The organism is Streptomyces sp. Tu 3180, from assembly GCF_009852415.1.
GTDB lineage: Bacteria > Actinomycetota > Actinomycetes > Streptomycetales > Streptomycetaceae > Streptomyces.
This window is the reverse complement of sequence record NZ_WOXS01000002.1, coordinates 2,909,428-2,927,129: the sequence shown is the minus strand read 5'-3', so window position 1 is coordinate 2,927,129 and position 17,702 is coordinate 2,909,428. Positions and strand designations below refer to the sequence as shown.

Genomic DNA, 17,702 nt, shown 5'->3' with positions numbered 1-17,702 from the left:
CCCCTGCCGCCCCGCACCCGGGCCGACTAGATTCGGGTCATGGCGGACACCAAGCGAGAGATCGAGCGGAAGTACGAGTGCGGGGACACCGCACTGCCCGACCTGACCGGCGTCCCCGGCGTCGCGTCCGTCCGGGACAAGGGCGTCTCCCACCTCGACGCCACCTACTACGACACCGCCGACGAACGCCTGGCGGCGGCCTCCCTCACCCTGCGCCGCCGCACCGGCGGCTCCGACGCCGGCTGGCACCTCAAGTTCCCCGTCGCCCCCGGAGTACGGGACGAGATCCGCGCCCCGCTCTCCGACGAGCTCCCGGAGAGCCTCGCCCGCCTCGTCCGCTCCCGCGTCCGCGAGCACGCACTGCGCCCCGTCGTCCGGCTGCGCTCCGACCGCGACGTACGCCACCTCCTCGACCCCGACGGCCGGCTCCTCGCCGAGGTCAGCGTCGACGCCGTGCACGCCGAACGCCTCACCGGCGACGGCGGCACGGCCCGGTGGACCGAGATCGAGGTCGAGCTCGCCGACGGCGGCGACCCCGCCTTCCTCGACCGGGTGGAGAAGAAGCTCCGCAAGGCGGGCGCGCGTCCCTCGAAGTCCGCGTCGAAGCTGGCCAGGGCCCTGGCCGAGACCGCACCGCGGGCGGCGGCCGCCCGGCCCGAGGGGAAGCAGCCCGCACCGGCCACGGCACCGGAGGCGGCAGCCCGGCGGAAACGCGCGACCCGGGCGGTGGGCACGCCCGCCACCGCGGGCGACCACGTCCTCGCCTACGTCCGCGCCCAGCGCGACGCACTCGTCGAGCTCGACCCCGCCGTACGCCAGGACGTGCCCGACTCCGTGCACCGCATGAGGGTCGCCACCCGCCGCCTGCGCAGCACCTTCCGCTCCTACCGCGCCGTCCTCGACCGCGAGGTCACCGACCCGATCGCCGCCGACCTGAAACGGCTCGCCGGCGAGCTGGGCCTGGACCGCGACCAGGAGGTGCTCGCCGAGCGCCTGCGGACGGCCCTGGACGACCTGCCCGCCGCCCTCGTCACCGGCCCGGTCGCCGACCGGCTGACCGCCTGGTCCGAGGCCCGCCACAGCGGAGCCCGCGGCCGCCTCACCGGCATCCTCGACTCCCGCCGCCACCTCGCCCTGCTCGACGCCCTGGACGCCCTGCTCGCCGACCCGCCGCTGCGCGAGAAGGCCGCCGCCCGGCCGGACAAGGTGCTCGCCAAGGCCGTGCGCAAGGACATCGACAAGCTGTCCGGCCTCGTCACCCGGGCCCTCGACCTCCCGCCCGGCGACGACCGCGACGTCGCCCTGCACGAGGCCCGCAAGAAGGCCAAGCGCACCCGGTACGCGGCCGAGGCCGCCGCACCCGCGCTCGGCGCACCGGCGGAGAACCTGGTGAAGTCCGTGAAGTCGCTCCAGAGCCTGCTCGGCGACCACCAGGACAGCGTCATGGCCCGCCGGACCCTGCGCGAGCTGTCCGCCGTCGCCCACGCGGCGGGCGAGAACACCTTCACCTACGGCGTCCTCTACGGCCGCGAGGAACACCGCGCGCAGCTCGCCGAGGCGGCCCTGCCCGAAGCCTGGGCCTCGGTCAGGAAGGACGTCCCCCTCTGACCGCCCTCCGGACGACGTACGGGGAAACCGCCCGGCCGCGTTAGTCTGGATGGTCACCCGCCCCCAGCCATCGGCCGGGGGGACCCCAGTCAGCACACGAAGGTTCGCGAGATGCCTGCCGAAGCCGCCGAGTCTGTGAAGTCTGTGTTTCCGCAGCTCGAAGCTCTGCTCCCGCATGTGCAGAAGCCGATCCAGTACGTCGGCGGAGAGCTCAACTCCACGGTCAAGCCGTGGGACAGCTGCGACGTCCGCTGGGCGCTCATGTACCCCGACGCCTACGAGGTCGGACTGCCCAACCAGGGCGTCATGATCCTCTACGAGGTGCTCAACGAGCAGGACGGCGTCCTGGCCGAGCGCACCTACAGCGTCTGGCCGGACCTCGAGGCGCTGATGCGGGAGCACCGCGTCCCGCAGTTCACGGTCGACAGCCACCGCCCGGTGAAGGCCTTCGACGTGTTCGGCCTGAGCTTCTCCACCGAGCTCGGCTACACCAACATGCTCACCGCCCTGGACCTGGCCGGCATCCCGCTGGAGTCCAGGGACCGCGGCCTCGACGACCCGATCGTCATGGCCGGCGGCCACGCCGCCTTCAACCCCGAGCCGATCGCCGACTTCATCGACTGCGCGGTCATCGGCGACGGCGAGCAGGCCGTCCTGGAGGTCACCCGGATCATCCGCGCCTGGAAGGAGGAGGGCCGCCCCGGCGGCCGCGAGGAACTCCTCTTCCGCCTGGCGAGGACCGGCGGGGTCTACGTCCCCGGCTTCTACGACGTCGAGTACCTCCCCGACGGCCGCATCGCCCGGGTCGTGCCGAACAAGTCGGGCGTGCCGTGGCGCGTGTCCAAGCACACGGTGATGGACCTCGACGAGTGGCCCTACCCCAAGCAGCCCCTCGTCCCGCTCGCCGAGACCGTCCACGAGCGCATGTCCGTGGAGATCTTCCGCGGCTGCACCCGCGGCTGCCGCTTCTGCCAGGCCGGCATGATCACCCGCCCGGTCCGCGAGCGCTCGATCACCGGCATCGGCGAGATGGTCGACAAGGGCCTGAAGGCGACCGGCTTCGAGGAGGTCGGCCTCCTCTCCCTCTCCTCCGCCGACCACTCGGAGATCGGCGACATCGCCAAGGGCCTCGCCGACCGCTACGAGGACGACAAGATCGGCCTCTCGCTCCCCTCGACCCGCGTCGACGCCTTCAACATCGACCTGGCGAACGAGCTGACCCGCAACGGCCGCCGCTCGGGCCTCACCTTCGCCCCCGAGGGCGGCTCGGAGCGCATCCGCAAGGTCATCAACAAGATGGTCTCCGAGGACGACCTCATCCGGACCGTCGCCACGGCCTACGGCAACGGCTGGCGCCAGGTGAAGCTGTACTTCATGTGCGGCCTGCCCACCGAGACCGACGACGACGTCCTGCAGATCGCCGACATGGCCACCCGCGTGATCGCCAAGGGCCGCGAGGTCTCCGGCTCCAACGACATTCGCTGCACGGTCTCCATCGGCGGCTTCGTCCCCAAGCCGCACACCCCCTTCCAGTGGGCCCCGCAGCTGTCGGCCGAGGAGACGGACGAGCGCCTCGCCAAGCTCCGCGACAGGATCCGCGGCGACAAGAAGTACGGCCGCTCCATCGGCTTCCGCTACCACGACGGCAAGCCCGGCATCGTCGAGGGCCTGCTCTCCCGCGGCGACCGCCGCATCGGCGCGGTCATCCGCGCGGTCTACGAGGACGGCGGCCGCTTCGACGGCTGGCGCGAGCACTTCTCCTACGACCGCTGGATGAACTGCGCGGAGAAGGCGCTGGCACCCTTCGGCGTGGACGTCGACTGGTACACCACCCGCGAGCGCACCTACGAGGAGGTCCTGCCCTGGGACCACCTCGACTCGGGCCTGGACAAGGACTGGCTCTGGGAGGACTGGCAGGACGCCCTCGACGAGACGGAGGTCGACGACTGCCGCTGGACGCCGTGCTTCGACTGCGGGGTGTGCCCGCAGATGGACACGGCCATCCAGATCGGCCCGACCGGCAAGAAGCTGCTGCCGCTGACCGTCAAGAACTCCGCGCCGGCGCCGAGCGGCCACGCCCACTGAGGTGAGGGGCGCGCCCCACCCGGAGGCGGAGTGGGGCCGAGCCCGCGCGGGGGTTCACGCGACCCCCTGAGAACCACGGGAGCCCCCTCCGGTCCGGAGGGGGCTCGGTCGTCTCCGCGCCGCCGGACGTCTTCGCGGGGTTCGGCGGAGGCCGTGGGAGGGCGTTCCCTTCGTTCCCCCGCTCCCCTTGCCGCCGGCGGTGCGTCGGGTCGTCGGCCGCCGGCGGCAGGGGCGGGGTCTACAGGGTGCGCTGCCCGGGGCGCCGGTCGGGCGGGACGTCGTGCCGGCAGGAGGGGGCAGGGGTCCGGAAACGCTCGTGGTCGCCGGGGGCGGTGAGCGGCGCGGGGTGATCCGTGGCGGACCGCAGCCGGTGGCGGGGGACGGCCCGGCGGGGCGGCCGGGTCAGGGTGATCTGGCGGACGAGTTGCTGGAAGCACGCCAGTGCGGCGACTCCCGGCAGCGCGGCGGCGGCGGTGTCGGTGATCGTGCGAGGTGCCTGGGCGACGCAGAGCATGACCGCGACGGACGAGAACAGCAGGACGACGAACCACGAGTGCAGGGCGCGCCGTTGGTGCAGTGCCGCGCGGAGGACGGACAGCGAGCCCGCCAGCCAGGGGCCGTACACGAGCACGGGCCACCAGGCCGACGAACTGCCGTTGCTGTGCGCCGTGGTGACGAGGAGCAGGGGTTCGTAGGTGACCACCCCGCTGAAGACGCTCACCATCGACACGGTGATCGCGGCCAGTGCGGCGATGACGTAGCTGGCGATGCGTACGGCGTCGGGGCGTCTGCGCGGGGTGAGCCTCCGGTGGCCGCGTGGGGTGGTGCGCAGGGGCGGCAGTTCGGCGGTGATCTCCTGGAGGTCGCCCAGGGGGCTTCCGGTGGGGGGATCGGTGGCCGACGCCTCCTCGTGGGGGTGCGGCACGGTCCTGCCGTGTTCGTCGCTGCGGGCTTCCTGGAGCAGGTAGGCGAGCTCTTCGGCCGGGTCCCAGGGCGGGACCGGTGGTTCCATGGGCTCCGTGTAGACGGCCGAGGCCCGGTGCCGGCCGGTGCCCGATCCCTCGTTCTGGGCCGGGAAGCCGGGGGTGTACCAGAGCTGGTCGAAGTGTTCGTCATTCATGTGGTGGTGGATTCATCGGGCCGGCGTGCGGTGGGGGCGTCGGCCGGTGCGACCCGGCGTCCGGCCAGGTCGGACGCCAGCTGCTGGAACACGGTGAGGAAATTCGTCAGGATCGGTTCGGTGACGTGCAATGCGACGGGAACGCCGTTTTCGTCGAACGTGTCCCCGGGCGGGGGAGGGGGCGGGACCGGGATGTGGAGATAAGGTCCCACGGACGGCTCGTGGGCGGCAGTCGGGCCGCTCGGCCCCCCGTCGGGCGCGAGTGGCCCGGGCGTGCTTGCCTTCGTCATATAGCGACTAACGGCGGGTCTTTTCACTTGGATGCGCGGCAAATGAGTGAACAGCCGTAAGGAAATTATTTTATATATGCCCGGTTGTCCTCGGTGGTTCCGCGCAATTCGCCGGGCCGGCCGGTGATCGGCATATGAGGCGCTTGATTCCGGGGTGGGGGGATCCGGACGGGCCGCTCCGGCGTCTACGCCGGTATGGATCTGGAGAAGTCGGCTCCCGCGGTACGGGGGGACGCGTCCCGGGGCGAGGGGTGTCTGGCGGTGGCGATCCGCGTGCCGGTGCGGATCGTGGCGCTCGTCCTGGTCGTGCCGGTGCGGATGGCGTGGGACGCGCTCGTCGTCGCCGGGAGGTTCCTGGGCGACGCCGTGTTCCGGCCGCTCGGGCGGGCGTCGCTGTGGGTCGTGCGGGCGGTGTTCGTGTGGCCGTTCGCGGGTCTGTGGCGGTATGTCCTCGTGCCGCTCGGCAAGGTGCTGGCCTGGCTCGGGAAGGCGCTGGTGGTCCTTCCCGCCGCGGTGCTGTACCGCCATGTGCTGACTCCCCTCGGCCACGCCCTCCTGTGGGTGTACGCGCGGGTCCTGACGCCGGCCGGGCACGCGGTCGTGCGGGCGCTCCGGGTGGGGGGTGCCGTGCTCGCCGCGCTCGGGGCCGGGGCGTACGCGGGACTGGCCTGGCTGACGCGGTACCTCGTCGTGGTGCCCTCGGTGCGGCTGTACACCTGGGTCCTCGCGCCGGCCGGGCATGCCGTCGCCTGGTGCGTGAAGGGGCTCGTGCGGCTGGTGACCATGATCGTCACCGGTGTCGGCGCGGGGCTGTACTGGATCACCCGGATCCTCTTCGTGCTGCCCGCGCTCGCCGTGTGGCGCTGGGTCCTCGTCCCCGTCGGCGGTGTCCTCGCCGTCGTCGCGCGGGAGGTCGGGAACGCCCTCGGGCACGCCTGGCGCGTGGCCGGGCGCGTCTCGCTCGCCGTCGGGCGGTTCCTGGGGGCCCTCTTCCGGTGGGTCTTCGTGGAGCCGGTGCGGTGGGTGTACCGGAGTGTGCTGACGCCGGTGGGGTACATGGTGCGTGACGCCGTGCTGCGGCCCGTCGCCGAGGCCGTGCGCGGTGCGGGGCGTGCCGCACGGCAGGCCCTCGCCGCGGCCCGTGCCTCGGTCCGGCGGGCGCGCGCCGACGTCCGCCGGGTGCTGCTCGGGGAGCCCGCGGGGTCCCGGCCCGGGAAGCCCGCCGCACCACGGCCCGTGGACCGGCGGGAACCTACCGGGCGGGAGACACGTACTCTTGGTAGCAGGACGACCTCTCTCACGAAGGACTGAACGACACTGGGCAAGCGACAGCCCGAAGGCCCGCCGCCCGCACCCGCGGTGCAGCGCATTCGACTGCGCTACACCAAGCGCGGCCGCCTCCGGTTCACCAGCCACCGTGACTTCCAGCGCGCCTTCGAGCGTGCGCTGCGCCGTGCCGAGGTGCCGATGGCGTACTCGGCGGGGTTCACGCCGCACCCGAAGGTGTCGTACGCCAATGCCGCACCCACCGGCACGGGCAGCGAGGCGGAGTACCTGGAGATCGCGCTCACCGAGCCGCGTGATCCCGAGCGGCTCCGGGTCCTCCTCGACGAGTCGTTGCCCGACGGGCTCGACGTCGTCGAGGCGGTCGAGGCCCGCACGTCGGGGCTCGCCGACCGGCTCACGGCCTCCGTGTGGGAGCTGCGACTGGACGGTGTCGCCCCCGAGGACGCCCGCCGCGCGGTGGACGCCTTCAACGCGGCCGGGACCGTCGAGGTGCAGCGACTCACCAAGAACGGCGTCCGCACCTTCGACGCCCGCTCCGCGGTCGTGGGCCTGGAGAGCGCGGAAACGCCCTCTTCGCGGCCCGACGCGAGCGTCGGCTCCACCGCAGCGACAGACGTCGCGCTCCATGCTGGGCCGACCGACCGGCCCTGTGCGATACTGCGGCTGGTTGTTCGGCACGTGACGCCTGCCGTACGACCCGACGACGTCCTGTCCGGTCTCCGCGCCGTGGCCGACCTGGCGCCGCCGGTCCCCGCAGCGGTGACCAGGCTGGCGCAGGGGCTGCTCGATGAAGAGACCGGCACGGTGACCGACCCGCTCGCGCCCGACCGCGAGGCAGCAGCGACCGAGCCGCATCCGGCCGCCGCCACTGCCGCCGCGACGGCGCCGGCGTAAGGAAGGTCCCGCGTAGGGACGGACGTCGTAGCGCCGCCCTCGAACTCGGGAGCCACCTGGGTCGGGCAGCGCACCGACCAGAAGACTTTCGCCAGGCCGTACGCAGTCGGCGTACGGAACCGGCGAGACAGGACAAGAGAGCTCCCGAGCGGCGCCCGCGCCCCGGACGGCGGCAACCGCGCACCGCGCGAGCCGCGGACGTCACCGGCATCGCCGGACCAGGTGCGGCGCCCGGGAGCCTGACGGGAGAAACGCCCGCATGCTCGAACCGATCGAGCCCACCAAGGGCTCCGAACCGAACACCCCCAGCGACACCCTGCCGCCGCGCCGGCGCCGCCGTGCCGCGTCCCGCCCGGCCGGCCCGCCCGCCGCGACGACCGAGGCGACGGCCGAGACCGTCGCGCCGGCCATACCGGCCGCGGAGCCCGCCGGGGCTTCCGGGCCCTCGCTGTCTTCCGGACCCGCGGGGCAGGAGAGCGCCGGGACCGAGGCCGGGGAGACCCGGGAAGCGGCCGAGGCCGCGCCCGCCGCCCCGCGCCGCCGCCGTGTCGTCCGCCGTGCGGCCGCGCCCGCCGGGGCACCGGCGGAGGTGGCCGAGACCGTCGTACCGGCGACCGCGACGACGACGGCTCCGGAGGCACCCGAGGCCACCGAGACCCCCGGGCGGACCGCGGTCTCCTCCGGCACCTCCGAGGACGCCGCTCCCCGGCGCACCCGCCGTCGTGCCACGCGCAGCGTGACCTCGCCGACGGCGACCGCCGCCGGGGAGGCGGAGGGCGCCGAGACGCCGGAGCCGCAGGTGCCCGCGCAGGCCGCCGAGGCCGTCGAGACCGCCGGGGACGAGACCTCCGAGGCCCCTGCGGCTGCTGAGACCACCGAGGCCGTCGAGCCCGCCGAGGAAACGGCTCCGCGCCGTACCCGGCGCCGCGCCTCGCGCCGTGCCTCCGCGCCCGCCGGGGCGCCGGAGACGGCGGAGGGCGACGCGGGCGAGCCCGCGCGGACCGCCGTCTCCTCCGGCACCTCCGAGGCGGTCGAAGCGGCCCCGGAGACCGAAGCCCCCGCGAAGGCCGCCAAGGCCGCCAAGGCCGCCAAGGCCGCGAAGGCCGCCGAGCCCGTGCAGGCCGCTCCCGAGACCGCCGCGGAGGACGCCGCTCCGCGACGTCGCCGCCGGGTGGTCCGCAAGGCCGCTGCCGGGTTCGCCGAGCCGGCGCGCCCCGCCGAGGGCGAGGCGGAGACCTCGCCGCGGCGTCCCGCGCGTCCGGCCGTCGCCGTGTTCCAGCCGCCCGTGTTCACCGAGCCCCGGTTCCAGACCCCGGAGCGGGCCGCCGCCGAGGCGGCCGCCGAGGCGGCCGAGCCGGTGGAGCCGGTGGAGCCGGAGGAGACCGAGGAGTGGCCCGAGCAGCAGCCCGCCGCCTCGCGCCGCCGGCGCCGGCGCCGGGGTGCGGGCGACGAGCCCGAGGCCGCGCCGGCCGCCGAGGCCGCTCCCGCGGTCCGCGCCGAGGACGAGGCGGAGGAGACCGAGGACGAGGCCGACGAGGCGGAGGAGACCGACGAGTCGGCCGAGGACCACGTCGAGGGCGAGGACGAGAGCGAGGCCTCCGGCTCGCGCCGGCGCCGCCGCCGCGGTGGTCGCCGCCGCAGGCGCGGCGAGTCCGCCGAGGGCGAGGCCGAGGGCGGCGAGTCCGCGGAGGCCGAGACCGACCGGGTCTCCGCCGAGCAGGCCGCCCAGGACGCCGAGGACACCGCGGAGCAGATCGAGGAGGACGCCGAGGAGGCCGAGGACCGCGAGGACTCCGCCGCCGGCGGCTCCAGCAGCAGCCGTCGCCGTCGCCGGCGCCGCCGCCGGGCCGGTGACAGCGGGGGCGAGGCCGAGCCGGCCGCCGACGACCCCGAGCGCACCGTCGTCAAGGTCCGCGAACCGCGCAAGGCGGCCGAGCCGTCGGACGAGGTGCAGTCCATCAAGGGCTCCACGCGCCTGGAGGCGAAGAAGCAGCGCCGCCGCGAGGGCCGTGAGCAGGGCCGCCGCCGGGTGCCGATCATCACCGAGGCCGAGTTCCTGGCCCGCCGCGAGGCGGTCGAGCGCGTGATGGTGGTCCGCCAGCACGGCGACCGTACGCAGATCGGCGTCCTGGAGGACGGCGTGCTCGTCGAGCACTACGTCAACAAGGAGCAGGCGACCTCGTACGTCGGCAACGTCTACCTCGGCAAGGTGCAGAACGTGCTGCCGTCGATGGAGGCCGCCTTCATCGACATCGGCAAGGGCCGCAACGCCGTGCTCTACGCCGGTGAGGTCAACTTCGAGGCGCTGGGCATGGCGAACGGCCCGCGCCGCATCGAGTCCGCGCTGAAGTCGGGCCAGTCGGTCCTGGTCCAGGTCACCAAGGACCCGATCGGGCACAAGGGCGCCCGCCTCACCAGCCAGGTCTCCCTCCCGGGCCGCTACCTCGTGTACGTCCCCGAGGGTTCGATGACCGGCATCAGCCGCAAGCTGCCCGACACCGAGCGGGCCCGGCTGAAGACCATCCTCAAGAAGATCGTCCCCGAGGACGCGGGCGTCATCGTGCGCACCGCCGCCGAGGGCGCGAGCGAGGACGAGCTGCGCCGGGACGTCGAGCGGCTGCAGGCGCAGTGGGAGGAGATCCAGAAGAAGTCCAAGAACGGCAACGCCCCGACGCTGCTGTACGGCGAGCCGGACATGACCGTCCGGGTCGTGCGGGACATCTTCAACGAGGACTTCTCCAAGGTCATCGTCAGCGGTGGCGACGCCTGGGAGACCATCCACGGCTACGTCTCGCACGTCGCGCCCGACCTGGCCGACCGGCTGCAGAAGTGGACCAGCGAGGTCGACGTCTTCGCCACGTACCGGATCGACGAGCAGCTCGCCAAGGCGCTGGACCGCAAGGTCTGGCTGCCCAGCGGCGGTTCGCTGGTGATCGACCGGACCGAGGCGATGGTCGTCATCGACGTCAACACCGGCAAGTTCACCGGTCAGGGCGGCAACCTCGAGGAGACGGTCACCAGGAACAACCTGGAGGCGGCCGAGGAGATCGTGCGCCAGCTGCGGCTGCGCGACCTCGGCGGCATCATCGTGATCGACTTCATCGACATGGTCCTGGAGTCCAACCGGGACCTGGTGCTGCGGCGCCTCCTCGAGTGCCTGGGCCGGGACCGTACGAAGCACCAGGTCGCCGAGGTGACCTCGCTGGGCCTGGTCCAGATGACCCGCAAGCGGGTCGGTCAGGGCCTGCTGGAGTCGTTCTCGGAGACCTGCGTCCACTGCAACGGGCGCGGTGTCATCGTCCACCTGGACCAGCCCGCCGCCGTCGGTGGCGGCGGCAAGCGCCGCAAGCGGGCGCGGGCCGGTGCGGCCGACCAGCCGCACGAGCACGAGCACGAGGTCGTCGTGGGCGTCGAGACGGCGGAGCAGGAGGCGGAGGCGGAGACGGCCGCCGAGGTCGCCGCCGAGACCGCCGAACCGGTCGCGCTGCCGGCGCCCGAGTTCGAGCCGGACGAGGAGCTGTACAGCAGCGCCGCCGAGGCGGAGGCCGCGGCCACCCGCGGACGCACGCGCCGCCGGGCGAGCCGGCGGGTGTCGGCACCGGCGGGCGCGCCGAAGCGCGAGACGGCCAGGGCGGGCCGGTCCCGGGGCGAGGAGACCGCCGCCGAGGTGCCGACGGCTCAGGACGTCACGGCGGAGGAGGAGGCCGTGCGCCCGGTGCAGCCGGAGTCGGCCGCCGAGGCGCTGGCCGAGCCCACGGCCGTCGAGGACGCGGTGGTCCCCGAGCCGGCGACCGAGGCCCCGGCCGTGACCGAGGAGGCCGCGCCCAAGGGCCGTACGCGTCGCCGCGCGACCCGCAAGGCGACCGCGCCGGCCGGTTCGCCGGCGGGAGCGGAGGCCGCGGTGGTGACGGTGGCCGAGTCCGTGTCCACGGCCGTCGAGGCGCCCGCTCCGCAGCCCGAGGAGGAGGCCCCGGCCGCCCCGGCCGAGGCTCCCGCCGAGACCGCGGCCCCGGCCCGTCCGCGCCGCCGCGCGGTGCGCAAGCCCACCACGCCCACCGCGTCCGAGGAGGCGGCCGTCGTGGTCGTCCCGTCGGCCCCGGCGGACAAGGCGGCCCCGGCGGAGGAGCCGGTCCAGGCGGAGGAGACGGCTCCGGAGTCCGGGGCGGCGCCCGCCGAGGAGTCCGCGCAGGAAGCCGCCGACGAGGCCGCTCCGGCCAAGAAGACCGCCCGCAAGGCGGTCAAGAAGACCACGGCGAAGAAGGCCGCCACCAAGAAGACGGCGGCCAAGAAGACCGCCGCCAAGAAGACGACGGCCAAGAAGGCGGCGAAGACCACCAAGGCGGCCGCCGCCAAGACGACCGCCGCCAAGACGACCGCGAAGAAGACGGCGTCGAAGAAGACCGCGGCGGCCCGGCAGCCGTCGTCCTCGGTCACGGCCGTGACGGAGGACTGACCGGGTCCCGCTCCCGGAGCGGGCGGCGATCAGGAGCGCGGGGCACCGGCGGAACACCGGTGCCCCGCGTTCGCCGTCCGGTGTCCCGCGCGTGGTCCGCCGGTCACCGTGGACCCGGTTTGACCCGCGCAGGGGCGCCCCGTAACCTTGACCGTCGGCGTGTCCATCGGGACCGCCACATCCCCGTAAACCTCTTCCTCCCGGGGCGTGCCCGCACGGGCCGCGACCGGGAGAGGTCGCCCGCTGTGCCGGGCGGCTGGCCTGCGGGGGTGCCGTTCTTCGAGCGAAAGAGAGATCCGCGTGTACGCCATCGTGCGCAGCGGTGGTCGCCAGCACAAGGTTGCTGTCGGCGACATCGTTGAGGTTGACAAGATTTCCACCGCCAAGGTGGGCGACACGGTCGAGCTCTCGACCCTGCTCGTCGTCGACGGCGACTCCGTGACCAGCGACCCGTGGGTGCTGGCCGGCATCAAGGTCCAGGCCGAGGTCGTGGACCACCACAAGGGCCAGAAGATCGACATCCTGCGCTACAAGAACAAGACCGGCTACCGCCGTCGTCAGGGCCACCGCCAGCAGTACACGGCGATCAAGGTCACTGAGATCCCCGCGGCTGCGAAGTAAGGGACTGAGGAGAGATGGCACACAAGAAGGGCGCATCGTCCACCCGGAACGGCCGCGACTCGAACGCCCAGCGGCTCGGCGTGAAGCGCTTCGGCGGTCAGGTCGTCAACGCGGGTGAGATCCTCGTCCGCCAGCGCGGCACCCACTTCCACCCGGGCGCCGGCGTCGGCCGTGGCGGCGACGACACGCTGTTCGCGCTGCAGGCCGGTTCGGTGCAGTTCGGCACCCACCGTGGCCGCAAGGTCGTGAACATCGTTCCGGTCGCCTGATCCAGGCCGACCAGCGAACCTTTTCGCGAGGCGGACCTCACTTCCCGGGCGGGAAGGCGGGTCCGCCTTTCGCGTGTTAGACCAGTAACCGATCCGTACTCCTCCGGCCGCCGGCCGGGGGATCCCCAGGAGGCACCCCACCATGACCACCTTCGTGGACCGCGTCGAGCTGCACGTCGCCGCGGGTAACGGAGGCCACGGCTGTGCCTCCGTCCACCGTGAGAAGTTCAAGCCGCTGGGCGGGCCCGACGGCGGGAACGGCGGCCGCGGCGGCGACGTCATCCTCACCGTCGACCAGTCCGTCACCACCCTGCTCGACTACCACCACTCCCCGCACCGCAAGGCCACCAACGGCAAGCCCGGCGAGGGCGGCAACCGCAGCGGCAAGGACGGACAGGACCTCGTCCTGCCCGTGCCGGACGGGACCGTCGTCCTCGACAAGGCGGGGAACGTGCTCGCGGACCTGGTCGGGCACGGGACCTCCTACGTCGCCGCCCAGGGCGGACGCGGCGGGCTCGGGAACGCCGCCCTCGCCTCCGCGCGGCGCAAGGCGCCCGGGTTCGCGCTGCTCGGTGAGCCGGGGGACCTGCGGGACGTCGTCCTGGAGCTGAAGACCGTCGCCGACGTGGCGCTGGTGGGGTACCCGAGCGCGGGCAAGTCGTCCCTCATCTCCGTGCTCAGCGCGGCCAAGCCCAAGATCGCCGACTACCCGTTCACCACGCTGGTGCCGAACCTCGGTGTCGTCACCGCCGGGTCCACCGTCTACACCATCGCCGACGTGCCCGGCCTGATCCCCGGTGCCAGCCAGGGCAAGGGGCTCGGGCTGGAGTTCCTGCGGCACGTGGAGCGGTGCAGCGTGCTGGTGCACGTGCTGGACACCGCCACGCTGGAGTCCGACCGCGACCCCGTCTCCGACCTCGACGTCATCGAGGAGGAGCTGCGGCAGTACGGCGGTCTCGGCAACCGGCCGCGGCTCGTCGTCCTCAACAAGATCGACGTGCCGGACGGCAAGGACCTCGCCGAGATGGTGCGGCCCGATCTGGAGGCGCGCGGGTACCGCGTCTTCGAGGTGTCGGCCGTCGCCCACCTCGGGCTGCGGGAACTGTCCTTCGCCCTGGCCGAGCTGGTGGCGCGGGCACGGGCCGCCAAGCCGAAGGAGGAGGCGACGCGGATCGTCATCCGGCCCAAGGCCGTGGACGACGCGGGCTTCACCGTCACCCGCGAGGAGGTCGGCGGGGAGCCGCTGTTCCGCGTGCGCGGCGAGAAGCCCGAGCGCTGGGTCCGCCAGACGGACTTCAACAACGACGAGGCCGTCGGCTACCTCGCCGACCGGCTCAACCGCCTCGGTGTCGAGGACGAGTTGCTGAAGGCCGGTGCCCGCTCCGGCGACGGCGTCGCCATCGGCCCCGAGGAGAACGCGGTCGTCTTCGACTGGGAGCCGTCCGTGACGGCCGGTGCGGAGATGCTCGGCCGGCGCGGCGAGGACCACCGGTTCGAGGCGCCCCGCCCGGCCGCCCAGCGGCGGCGCGACCGGCAGGCCGAGCGGGACGACGTCGACCGCGAGTACGACGACTTCGAGCCCTTCTAGGCGAAGTCCGAGCGCGGGCCCCGGGGCTGAGGCGGCCCCGGGGCCCGCGTCGTGTGCTGACTCCGGGTGAGGTCGTGGTGAACGCCCGGACAACCAACCGGTGTTCCGGTGAGTCGTAGTGATCGGAAGTCGGCCCGTTCTACGACAGGACCCCTCATGGCAGCCCGTTTCCCACGCCGCACCGCCCCCTCCCGTCCGGTGCGGATCGCCCTCGCGGCCGGTGTCGTGCTCGTCGCGGGCGCCCTCGCGGCGCCCGGCGCGTCCGCCGCTCCCGCCCAGGCGCCGGCCGCCGGTACCGCGCGGCCCCACGACGACTTCAACGGCGACGGCTACGCCGACCTCGCGGTGGCGGCGCCCACCGCCACCGTCGGCGGCAAGAGGGGAGCCGGGTACGTCGCCGTGCTGTACGGATCGGAGAACGGTCTGCGCACGGCGACCCGGCAGGTGTTCAGCCAGAACACCGCCGGGGTGCCGGGCAGCGCCGAGACGGACGACGAGTTCGGCAGCGCCCTGGCCACCGCCGACCTCGACCGGGACGGGTACGCGGACCTGGTCGTCGGCGTGGCGCGCGAGGACACCGCCGACGGCGGCGCCGACTCGGGGCTGGTGGAGGTGGTGTGGGGCGGCCCCCGGGGGCTGTCCGGCGGTGCCGCGCTCGCGTCCGGAGGGAACGCCCACGAAGGTCTCGGAGCCCATGGCCACCTGACCGCAGGCGACGTCGACGGCGACGGCGACCCGGACGTCGTGACGGTCGAGAACCTGCACGACCTGCGGGTTCTGCGCGGACCCTTCGGCCGGGACGGTGCCGGCGCGGGCGGCGAGCAGACGGTCAGGGACGACTTCGACAGCCGCGTCCTCGACCTCGCCGCCGGCGACGTGAACGGCGACGGCGTCACGGACGTCGCCGCCACCGAGAACGACGGCGACGAGTACGACGCCCGCCGGATCGTCTACTGGCAGGGCACCCGGGACGGGCTGACCCCGTACCGCCTCGTGGACGAGGCCGACGGGACCCGGCTGCAGGGCGGGGAGAACCTCGACGTCGGGGACGTGAACGCCGACGGGTACGACGACATCGTGGTCGGGCGCGCCGTGGACGGGTACGACAGCGACCTCGACAACCCGCGCGTCAAGGGCGGCCGGGTCACCTGGATCCCCGGCGCACCGCAGGGCCCCGACGGGGCGCGGGCCGTTCACCTCAACCAGGACAGCCCCGGCGTGCCCGGCACCGCCGAGGACGGTGACGCCTTCGGCACCGGCGTACGGATCGGCGACGTCGACGGCGACGGCCACCCGGACGTCGTCACCGGGCTGCCCGGCGAGGACCTCGGCCGCGTGAGCGGCGCGGGCTCGGTCGTCGTGCTGCGCGGCACCGCGGACGGGCTCACCGGGGCCGGCGCCCGGGCGGTCACGCAGGACACCGCGGACGTGCCGGGCACCGCCGAGAAGGACGACCGCTTCGGCCGGGCCGCGTACCTCGGTGACGCGAACGGCGACGGGCGCGCCGACCTCGCCGTCGGCGCGCCGGGGGAGAACGCGGGCGCCGGGTCGGTGTGGTGCCTGCGCTCCTCCGCGACGACCGTGGTGAGCCCCGGCGGCACGACCGTCTTCGGCGCGGGCACCCTCGGCACCGTCGCGCAGGACGCGGGGCTGGGCACCGCGTTCGCCCGCTGACCGCGAAGAGCCGTCGCCCGCCGCTCATCTGACGGACCCGTCGCGGCAACGGGACGTTCCCGTGCCGCGGCGGGTTTTCCGTTGTCCCCCTTCTTGTCATGCACGCGAACCCCGGTGTTCAGCGGGCGGACCGTCCCGAAGGCGAGCTTCCCAGTGTCCACGAGGCATATGAGGCAGGGGAGTTCGCCCGATGACCGGAGCAGTGTCGCCCGACCGCCGCCGCGTCCTGACCGCCGGAGCCGCCGTGCTCGGTGCCGCGGCCTCCAGCCAGCTGTGGCTGCCGGCCACCGCCCGGGCGGCCGGGAAGCCGCTGCCCGACGGGGTGTTCAGCCTCGGCGTGGCCTCCGGCGACCCGCTGCCGGACGGGGTCGTGCTGTGGACCCGGCTCGCCCCGGACCCGCTGAACGGCGGCGGCATGCCCGGCCACCCCGTGCCCGTGGAGTGGCAGCTCGCCACCGACGCCCGCTTCAAGAAGGTCGTCCGCCGCGGCACCGCCCTGGCCCGCCCCGCCTACGGGCACAGCGTCCACGTGGACGCGCGCGGGCTGCGGCCGGACACCACGTACTGGTTCCGCTTCCGTGCCGGCGGGCAGCTCTCGCGCACCGGCCGCACCCGCACCGCGCCCGCCCCGCACAGCTCCGGCGGCCGGCTGCGGGTCGCGCTCGCCTCCTGCCAGAACTGGCAGCACGGCTACTTCACCCCGTACGCCGACATGCTGGACCAGGACCCGGACGTCGTGGTGTTCGTCGGCGACTACATCTACGAGTCCACCCCGTCGGCGACCGGCGTACGGCGTCACGAGGGCACGGGGGAGCCGTACAGCCTGACCCAGTACCGCAACCGGTACGCGCAGTACCGTTCCGACCCCGACCTCGCGGCGATGCACGCGAACGCCCCCTTCGTGGTCACCTTCGACGACCACGAGGTCGACAACGACTTCGCCGGCGAGATCCCGCAGGACCCCGCCAAGCAGGCGCACGACGCGTTCGTCGCCCGGCTGACGGCGGCCTACCAGGCGTACTACGAGCACATGCCGGTGCGCGCGACCGCCGTCCCCACGGGCCCGCACATCCGCATGTACCGCCGGCTGGAGTTCGGCCGGCTCGCCCGGCTCAACGTGCTGGACACCCGGCAGTACCGCAGCGACCAGGCCACCAGCCAGGAAGGCGCCCAGGACCCGTCGCTGACGATGCTCGGCGCCGAGCAGAAGCGGTGGCTGGTCGACGGGCTGCGCCACTCGCCGGCCCGCTGGAACCTGATCGCCTCCCAGATCATGATGGCCGAGACGGACCTCCAGGCGGGCCCCGGCAAGCTCTGGTTCTACGACGCCTGGGACGGCTACCAGGCCGAACGCAACGCACTGCTCCAGGAGTTCCGGCGGGTGCGCAACCCCGTCGTGCTCACCGGCGACCGCCACCTGACGATGATCAGCGACCTCAAGGCGGACTTCGCCGACCCGAGGTCCGCGGTCGTGGGCGCCGAGTTCGTCGGCACGTCCATCTCCAGCAACGGCGACCAGGACCAGGCCGCCTTCCGCGCGCAGTGGGACCCGCGGCGCGCGGACAACCCGCACTGGAAGCTGCTCGACGCCCATCGCGGCTACCACCTGTTCGACATCCACCGCGACCGCGTGGACGCGCGCGTGCGGGTCGTCGACACCGTGGTCCGGCCGCGGGCCACGGCGCGCACGCTGGCCGCGCTGCGGGTCGAGGACGGCCGGCCCGGCGTCCACCTCGTCTGACCACTCCCCGACGGCAGGAGCCCGGGACCGACCCACCACGGTCCCGGGCTCCTGCCGTGACGTCCTCGGCGC

The 17,702-nt window shown here is 73.9% G+C and carries 11 protein-coding genes; 10 read left to right on the top strand and 1 reads right to left on the bottom strand.

The genetic code is table 11. From position 1 onward, the window contains the following. The first annotated feature begins 39 nt into the window (after nt 1–39). On the top strand, nt 40–1,608 hold the full coding sequence (locus GL259_RS14120; protein ID WP_159532697.1) for a CYTH and CHAD domain-containing protein: 1,569 nt from the start codon (nt 40–42) through the stop codon (nt 1,606–1,608). Nucleotides 1,609–1,719: 111 nt separating this feature from the next. Continuing rightward, the gene (locus tag GL259_RS14115) at nt 1,720–3,693 is read left to right on the top strand and encodes a TIGR03960 family B12-binding radical SAM protein (protein WP_159532695.1); all 1,974 of its coding nucleotides are present in this window, start codon (nt 1,720–1,722) and stop codon (nt 3,691–3,693) included. Between the two features lie 238 nt (nt 3,694–3,931). Here the strand turns inward: GL259_RS14115 and GL259_RS14110 are convergent, their stop codons facing one another. Continuing rightward, entirely contained in the window at nt 3,932–4,813 is an 882-nt protein-coding gene (locus GL259_RS14110) for a DUF2637 domain-containing protein (protein ID WP_159532693.1), read from the bottom strand. A 485-nt stretch (nt 4,814–5,298) separates the two neighbouring features. Here GL259_RS14110 and GL259_RS14105 point away from each other — a divergent pair, with 485 nt between their 5' ends. The 8 genes from GL259_RS14105 (at nt 5,299) to GL259_RS14070 (ending at nt 17,630) form a co-directional block, all read left to right on the top strand. After that, a complete protein-coding gene (locus tag GL259_RS14105) occupies nt 5,299–6,414 on the top strand; it encodes a hypothetical protein (RefSeq protein WP_159532691.1) in 1,116 nt (371 codons plus the stop codon). 48 nt (nt 6,415–6,462) lie between these two features. Beyond that, the gene (locus GL259_RS14100) at nt 6,463–7,284 is read left to right on the top strand and encodes a TIGR03936 family radical SAM-associated protein (protein WP_159532689.1); all 822 of its coding nucleotides are present in this window, start codon (nt 6,463–6,465) and stop codon (nt 7,282–7,284) included. Between the two features lie 259 nt (nt 7,285–7,543). Beyond that, nucleotides 7,544–11,737, top strand: coding sequence for an Rne/Rng family ribonuclease (locus tag GL259_RS14095; protein ID WP_159532687.1), 4,194 nt, complete (start codon nt 7,544–7,546; stop codon nt 11,735–11,737). A 300-nt stretch (nt 11,738–12,037) separates the two neighbouring features. Further along, the gene (gene rplU, locus GL259_RS14090; protein ID WP_006132815.1) at nt 12,038–12,358 is read left to right on the top strand and encodes a 50S ribosomal protein L21; all 321 of its coding nucleotides are present in this window, start codon (nt 12,038–12,040) and stop codon (nt 12,356–12,358) included. A gap of 14 nt (nt 12,359–12,372) precedes the next feature. Continuing rightward, nucleotides 12,373–12,627 (top strand): 50S ribosomal protein L27, encoded by a 255-nt coding sequence (rpmA, locus tag GL259_RS14085; protein WP_010041940.1) that lies wholly within the window; start codon nt 12,373–12,375, stop codon nt 12,625–12,627. Nucleotides 12,628–12,769: 142 nt separating this feature from the next. Next, a complete protein-coding gene (gene obgE, locus GL259_RS14080) occupies nt 12,770–14,215 on the top strand; it encodes a GTPase ObgE (protein WP_159532685.1) in 1,446 nt (481 codons plus the stop codon). A gap of 156 nt (nt 14,216–14,371) precedes the next feature. Beyond that, nucleotides 14,372–15,889: an FG-GAP-like repeat-containing protein gene (locus GL259_RS14075; protein ID WP_159532683.1), complete on the top strand. Its 1,518-nt coding sequence runs from the start codon at nt 14,372–14,374 to the stop codon at nt 15,887–15,889. A gap of 190 nt (nt 15,890–16,079) precedes the next feature. Continuing rightward, nucleotides 16,080–17,630 (top strand): alkaline phosphatase D family protein, encoded by a 1,551-nt coding sequence (locus tag GL259_RS14070; protein WP_159532681.1) that lies wholly within the window; start codon nt 16,080–16,082, stop codon nt 17,628–17,630. Nucleotides 17,631–17,702: the final 72 nt, after the last annotated feature.

What these genes read in the sequence shown, in the direction of transcription:
- GL259_RS14115 (WP_159532695.1), top strand. Translation starts at nt 1,720, where the DNA reads ATGCCTGCCGAAGCCGCCGAGTCTGTGAAGTCTGTGTTTCCGCAGCTC.
- GL259_RS14075 (WP_159532683.1), top strand. Translation starts at nt 14,372, where the DNA reads ATGGCAGCCCGTTTCCCACGCCGCACCGCCCCCTCCCGTCCGGTGCGG.
- GL259_RS14070 (WP_159532681.1), top strand. Translation starts at nt 16,080, where the DNA reads ATGACCGGAGCAGTGTCGCCCGACCGCCGCCGCGTCCTGACCGCCGGA.
- GL259_RS14120 (WP_159532697.1), top strand. Translation starts at nt 40, where the DNA reads ATGGCGGACACCAAGCGAGAGATCGAGCGGAAGTACGAGTGCGGGGAC.
- obgE (WP_159532685.1), top strand. Translation starts at nt 12,770, where the DNA reads ATGACCACCTTCGTGGACCGCGTCGAGCTGCACGTCGCCGCGGGTAAC.
- GL259_RS14110 (WP_159532693.1), bottom strand. Translation starts at nt 4,813, where the DNA reads ATGAATGACGAACACTTCGACCAGCTCTGGTACACCCCCGGCTTCCCG.
- rpmA (WP_010041940.1), top strand. Translation starts at nt 12,373, where the DNA reads ATGGCACACAAGAAGGGCGCATCGTCCACCCGGAACGGCCGCGACTCG.
- GL259_RS14095 (WP_159532687.1), top strand. Translation starts at nt 7,544, where the DNA reads ATGCTCGAACCGATCGAGCCCACCAAGGGCTCCGAACCGAACACCCCC.
- GL259_RS14105 (WP_159532691.1), top strand. Translation starts at nt 5,299, where the DNA reads ATGGATCTGGAGAAGTCGGCTCCCGCGGTACGGGGGGACGCGTCCCGG.